5 protein-coding genes are annotated in these 6221 nt (G+C 50.8%); 3 read left to right on the top strand and 2 right to left on the bottom strand.

Annotation, left to right across the window (positions count from 1 at the left end; genetic code table 11):
* Nucleotides 1–59: 59 nt before the first annotated feature.
* Both BLQ17_RS06835 and BLQ17_RS06840 read right to left on the bottom strand, forming a co-directional pair.
* Nucleotides 60–704: an endonuclease III domain-containing protein gene (locus BLQ17_RS06835; RefSeq protein ID WP_092221171.1), complete on the bottom strand. Its 645-nt coding sequence runs from the start codon at nt 702–704 to the stop codon at nt 60–62.
* A gap of 7 nt (nt 705–711) precedes the next feature.
* Nucleotides 712–1827 carry a 6-phosphofructokinase gene (locus BLQ17_RS06840; RefSeq protein WP_092221173.1) on the bottom strand — a complete coding sequence of 372 codons (1116 nt, stop codon included), beginning with the start codon at nt 1825–1827 and terminating at the stop codon, nt 712–714.
* Nucleotides 1828–2202: 375 nt separating this feature from the next.
* Between BLQ17_RS06840 and BLQ17_RS23490 the strand changes: the two genes are divergently transcribed.
* The 3 genes from BLQ17_RS23490 to BLQ17_RS06860 all read left to right on the top strand — a co-directional run bounded on the left by BLQ17_RS23490 (nt 2203) and on the right by BLQ17_RS06860 (nt 5798).
* Nucleotides 2203–2544 (top strand): IscA/HesB family protein, encoded by a 342-nt coding sequence (locus BLQ17_RS23490; protein WP_342674180.1) that lies wholly within the window; start codon nt 2203–2205, stop codon nt 2542–2544.
* A gap of 188 nt (nt 2545–2732) precedes the next feature.
* Nucleotides 2733–5336: an ATP-dependent chaperone ClpB gene (gene clpB, locus BLQ17_RS06855; RefSeq protein ID WP_092221179.1), complete on the top strand. Its 2604-nt coding sequence runs from the start codon at nt 2733–2735 to the stop codon at nt 5334–5336.
* A 171-nt stretch (nt 5337–5507) separates the two neighbouring features.
* On the top strand, nt 5508–5798 hold the full coding sequence (locus tag BLQ17_RS06860) for a hypothetical protein (protein WP_092221180.1): 291 nt from the start codon (nt 5508–5510) through the stop codon (nt 5796–5798).
* Nucleotides 5799–6221 lie beyond the last annotated feature (423 nt).

Here is a 6221-nt window from a genome sequence, read left to right on the forward strand (position 1 = left end):
CCCTCTGCGGTCTTTATATACTGTAAATTCCGACCAACCCTGCCGCGAAAAAATCGAACCTATCCGTTCACCCCGTGAAGGGGGCATCTGTCGCAGAGCGGATTGTTTTTTTTGCAATAGGTCGAGGCGACCTTGACTATCAAGGCGTGGTATTCATTGTACAGTTTGACATCCTCGGGCAGCCGGTCGACAAAAAGAGACTGCAGGGTGTGATAGTCCGTCTCCTCGTCGGCGAGATTATGCCTGCTGAATACCCTGTGGGTATAGGCATCGACCACAAACACCGGATGACCGCAGCAGTACAGCAGGATAGAATCAGCCGTCTCCGGGCCGATACCTTTTACCCCGAGCAGCATTTGCCTGCTTTTTCCCAGGCTGTCCCCGAGAAAACAATCAAGACTGTCGTGATAGTTTTCACCAATCATGTCCAGGAGGTTTTTCAACCGCACCGCCTTTCGGTTGTAATACCCCGATGGGCGGATCAGCGGAGCGATCTCATCCGCAGTCAGCCTTGACAGCCTTTCATAGCTGAGCAGGCCGCTGTCCTTCAAATTTTCAATCGCCGCAGCGACATTGGACCAGTTGGTGTTCTGGGTCAGGACCGCACCGACCATAACCTCAAAAGGACTTTCCCCGGGCCACCAGTGCTGCGGGCCGAAGTGATCGTAAAGGAGTGTGTAGATATCGTGGTAAACAGTACTCATGCCGTTACTACTCTTTCGTCTGCGCAAGCGCCTTGTTGCTATCGCCAAGACATATGCCGACCTCCCTTGCGGTCATGACCTTGTCGCTGGTGAGATCGACTTTCTTGCGTACCTGTATCGCCTCGGTGATGGGCACCGCAACCATCTGGGAATCGATGAGCGCCACCATATGGCCGAAGATGTTCTCTTCGACAAGCCGAACAGCAGCCGCGCCAAACCGCAACGCCAGCAACCTGTCAAACGTCGTCGGCGATCCGCCTCGCTGCAGATGGCCGAGAACCAGGGATCGGGTATCCTTGCCGGTACGCCGCGCGATTTCTTTTGCCACCCACTCGGCGACGCCGCCGAGGATCATTTCATCCCTGCCCAGTTCCCCCTTCCCCTTATTGAAACGTTGCCCGTCACGGGTTACCGCTCCTTCCGCCGCAACGACTATCGAGTAATCCTTGTCATGGAGTTCATTGTCGGCAATTTTATCGCACACCGCCTCCATATCAAACGGTATTTCAGGCAGCAAAATAACATCGGCCCCTCCCGATATTCCGGAATAGAGAGCTATCCATCCGGAATCGCGCCCCATCACCTCGACCACCATTACCCGGTTGTGGGACTTAGCCGTTGAGTGCAACTTATCGAGGGCTTCTGTTGCCGTTGATACTGCGGTATCAAAACCAAAGGTCCTGTTGGTCTGGGACAAGTCGTTATCAATCGTCTTGGGAACCCCGATAACCGGCATACCTTTCTCAGCAAAGCGATGGGCTATGTCCAGGCTGCCGTCGCCGCCAATGGCGATATGGCAGTCAAACCCCATCCTCTTGAAGTTGTTAATGATCTTATCAGAAACATCGACGATCTGGATTTCCCCTGCGAGGTTTTCAACGGGAGTGGCAAACGGATTGCCCTTGTTGGTAGACCCGAGAATCGTGCCGCCGGTGGAATAGATCCCTTCCACATCACGTGGATACAACTGTACCAGTTCATCGGTATCGAGAAAGCCCCCGTATCCGTTACGGCTGCCGTAAACCTCCCAGCCACGGCGATAACAGCTGTGAACAACCGCATAGATAACCGCATTCAACCCCGGAGCATCACCTCCTCCGGTAGAGATCACAATTTTCTTCACCCCATACCTCTTGCTGTTTTCATTTCTCTTGAACAAGTTCTGTCACAGTGTGTCGTGTTGTTTTACCTTAGCGGTAATTCTACACAATAAAAACAATATTATATGCAAGATTTTGCAAAACTGAATTCTTTTCCAAAAAAACATTGTCCGCCATTATATTAAAATTGCAACGAAAATAAAAATATGAACCGAAAATCGGGCCAGACGCTTAAGAAAATAGTTGCATAGATTGAAAGAGCAACTATTTTGAGTTACCAACCAATTGACTAATTGGCATCACAGCTTATGGTCTTCACAAAGAGTAGTGCTTCTCTGTATAGCAATCTATTATTTCTAAGAGAAGGTCTGTAAGAAACAATTTTTAAGGAGGTATCCATGTCCGAGTTGACTGTAACAGATCTCGCTGTTACGAAACTGAAGGAGTATATGCAGGCGAATAATATCGACTCTGCATTGCGTGTTGCTTTGATGCAGGGAGGCTGAGCAGGTCCTTCTCTGGGATTGGCTCTGGATGAGCCAAAAGCAAATGACAAAATCTTCGATAACGACGATCTGAAATTTCTGGTTGAAGAAAGCCTGATGGTAACCACAGGCGGCATCACTGTCGACTACATCGACGCCGGCCCTCGTTCCGGGTTCGGCATCACTTCCGTCAACCCCATCAACACCGGTGGCGGCTGCAGCTCCGGTTCCTGCAGTTCAGGTTCCTGTGGCTAAGCGTTAGAGATTCAACCTTACGCAGTTATAACATAAACAAGGCGACCCCTGAGGGTCGCCTTGTTTATTTCAAGACCTTCCACTCCACTACTTGACACCCCCACCCCCCCATACTTATCCTCTACCTGAAGTCGAATTACAATATTGTAATTGAGTCTTTCCAGTCTGAAATTGCAGGAGGATAAAGCATGCAGTTTGATAAATTTACCGTTAAATCCCAAGAAGCCGTCAAGGCGGCCCAGCAACTGGCCCAAAACAACAGTCACCAGGAACTGAACACGATCCACCTCACCCACGCCCTGATGACCCAGCCCGGCACAATCATCGTGCCGGTACTGCAGAAGATGGGCGTGGACCCGTCGCTGATTCTCATGGACCTGAACAACTTTCTCAATCAGTTGCCCAAGGTCTCGGGAGGAGCGGCCGGACAAATCTGGGCCGCTGACGATTTCAGGAAAATACTCGATTCTTCCTTGAACGTTGCCCAGCAGATGCAGGACGAATACGTGAGCGGCGAACACCTGTTCCTGGCGATTCTGAAAAACGGACGGGACCAGGTCAGAAACGGGCTGCAGCAACGGGGAGTTGATGAGAAAAATTTCCTGCAGGCGCTGTCCATGCTGCGAGGCAGCCACAGGGTCACCGACCCATACCCCGAGGAAAAATACCAGGCTCTTGAAAAATACGGCAGGAATCTCACCCTGCTGGCCAAGCAGGGAAAAATCGATCCGGTTATCGGTCGCGACGAGGAGATCCGCAGGATCATCCAGGTGCTGTCGCGGAGAACAAAAAACAATCCGATCCTCATCGGCGAACCGGGAGTCGGTAAAACCGCAATCGCCGAAGGACTTGCCCAGAGGATTGTCAGCGGTGATATTCCGGCAACCCTGGAGAACAAGCAGGTGGTGACCCTCGACCTGGGGGCGCTCGTCGCAGGAGCAAAATACCGCGGCGAATTTGAAGACAGGCTGAAAGCCGTGTTGAAAGAAGTGGAGAAAAAAGCCGGGGAGATAGTGCTCTTTATCGATGAAATTCACACCCTCGTCGGAGCAGGGGCCGCCGAGGGGTCAATGGACGCCTCGAACATGCTCAAACCGGCACTTGCCAGGGGAGAACTACATTGCGTCGGCGCAACCACCATAGATGAATACCGCAAATACATCGAAAAAGACAGCGCGCTCGAGAGAAGGTTCCAGCCGGTGCTGGTGCAGGAACCAAGCGAGGAAGATACCATTGCAATTTTAAGGGGCATCAAGGAAAAATATGAGATCCACCATGGAGTCAGAATCCAGGACAACGCCACCGTTGCCGCCGTTGTTTTATCCAACAGGTATATAACCGACAGGTTTCTCCCGGACAAGGCAATCGACCTGATCGACGAGGCGGCTTCCCAGCTGAGAATTGAAATCGATTCCATGCCGGCAGAGATAGATGAACTCGAACGTCAGAAAATCAAGCTTGAAATCGAGCAGGAGGCGCTGAAAAAAGAAAGGGACACGGTTTCCCGTGAAAGACTCGATCAGATCAAGGTAAAACTGGCTGATATCAGCGACAATCTCAACTCGATGAAAGCGCAGTGGATTCTCGAAAAAGAGACGATCCAGAGCATACGGGACATCAAGGAAAAAATTGATGATGCCAACCTTGAGGAACAGCGTGCCGAACGGGGAGGCAACTTGAGTAAAGTTGCAGAGATCAGGTACGGGATAAAGGTTCAACTGGAAAAAGAACTGCACAAGGCCAAGGAAAAACTACAGAAAATACAGGCGTCGCAGATGATGCTCAAGGAAGAGGTCGACGCCGAGGATATTGCTACAGTCGTGGCGAAATGGACCGGCATTCCCGTCGACAAGCTGCTGGAAGGCGAGAAAGATAAACTGATAAACGCCGAAACGGAGTTGGGCAGACGGGTAATAGGCCAAAAAGCGGCGGTGTCGGCGGTTGCCAACGCTATACGGCGTGCACGTGCCGGTCTCCAGGATCCGGACCGCCCCCTGGGATCGTTCATCTTTCTTGGACCCACCGGCGTGGGCAAGACAGAACTTGCCAGGTCCCTGGCTGACTTTCTCTTCGATGACAAACAGGCCATGATCAGGATCGACATGTCCGAATTCATGGAAAAGCATTCTGTTGCCAGGCTCATCGGAGCCCCCCCCGGTTATGTCGGCTATGACGAGGGCGGCTATCTCACGGAAGCGGTTCGCAGACGCCCCTATGCCGTCATACTTCTTGATGAAATAGAAAAGGCCCACAGCGACGTCTTTAACGTCCTTCTCCAGGTTCTCGACGACGGAAGGATGACCGATGGCAAGGGCAGGACAGTGGACTTCACCAACGCCATCCTGATCATGACCTCAAACCTCGGATCAAATATGATCTTATCGGCCACGGCTGAAGACACAGACCGTACCGTGATTAAAAATCGCATAGACGAGCTGCTTCTGTCAACGTTCAAGCCGGAGTTCCTCAACAGGATTGACGAGACGATCATCTTTGACAAACTCGGCAGAGACGATCTCGCGGGAATTTTGCAAATCCAGCTTGACCGCCTCAACAAGAGGCTCAAGCAGCAAAATATCCATCTCCACGTGAGAGAGTCGGCTAAAAATTACCTGATTGAACAAGGCTATAACCCGTCATTCGGCGCACGCCCGCTCAAGAGAACCCTGCAGAAAGAGATCGAAGATCCGCTGGCAATGCTGCTCCTGGAAGGCAACCTGCATGACTCGCCCCATATCACCGTCGAGGGATCCAGCGGCGGACTGAAGTTCAATATGCAGCGCAAGTCCTGATTGCAGACAGCCCTGCGCAACAAAGCACAAAACTTGCAGGCTGCCTCAACCTTTGACTTTACAGCAATCCCAAGGTGAAGTAGATACTTGACCCACCTGGCCTGTTCCCTTCCGGGGAACAGGCCGGATATCTTATTCAACCCACACATTATAGTCAAACTACGGTGAACCATGAACGCGACAATTGACGACCTTACCATCAACTATGAAGAAGATGGTGTTCTTATTGTAAAGGAGACGGGCAAGGAGGTGCTTACCAAAGGTGCCTGGGCCACACTGCTGTTCAGATACAACAACCTTGACCGGAAGACCGGAGAGTATGGCAAGGATATGTATACCATACGGCGCTATCAGAAACGTCAGGGAGAATATATGATGAAGTCAAAGTTCAATATCTCAAGCCCGGAGCAGGCGAAGAAGATTATCGACACCCTGTCTGTCTGGCTCAAGGACGTTGATTAATCGTTCAAATTAAGACCTCGACCGTCAGCTTGAGTTAAGCGCGGCAAAACTTTTTTAAATCTTTTGGCAAATAATTCATTTTTGTTCTTGACTGAGAGGCCGTAATCAAGTACTTTCCTGCGGTCTCTGAGGGACGGGCAAACAGCGGGCGCGCCATGACGGTTATCGCAGTTGTTTCAAGTTCTTCGGAACGAAAAAAGAAGAAAAAAAAGATTGACATAAAATCGCTGATCGGTTAGATTAGCCAGCTCGTCGCGGAACTCGTACCGCGCCTCTTTCTTCGGAAAGAGGGAGCACGATCCTTGAAAACTGAATAACAACAAACAAAGCAAACGGGCCCAACGCGACCTTGGTCGCATTGAGCTATGTTTTCGTAATTTCAAAAACGAGCTCTTATTTTATAAGAAACCATTCATTTGAATG

The sequence above is a fragment of the Desulforhopalus singaporensis genome (assembly GCF_900104445.1).
GTDB lineage: Bacteria > Desulfobacterota > Desulfobulbia > Desulfobulbales > Desulfocapsaceae > Desulforhopalus_A > Desulforhopalus_A singaporensis.

Coding starts and splice junctions, on each gene's coding strand:
- BLQ17_RS06835 (WP_092221171.1), bottom strand. CDS start 704: ATGAGTACTGTTTACCACGATATCTACACACTCCTTTACGATCACTTC.
- clpB (WP_092221179.1), top strand. CDS start 2,733: ATGCAGTTTGATAAATTTACCGTTAAATCCCAAGAAGCCGTCAAGGCG.
- BLQ17_RS06860 (WP_092221180.1), top strand. CDS start 5,508: ATGAACGCGACAATTGACGACCTTACCATCAACTATGAAGAAGATGGT.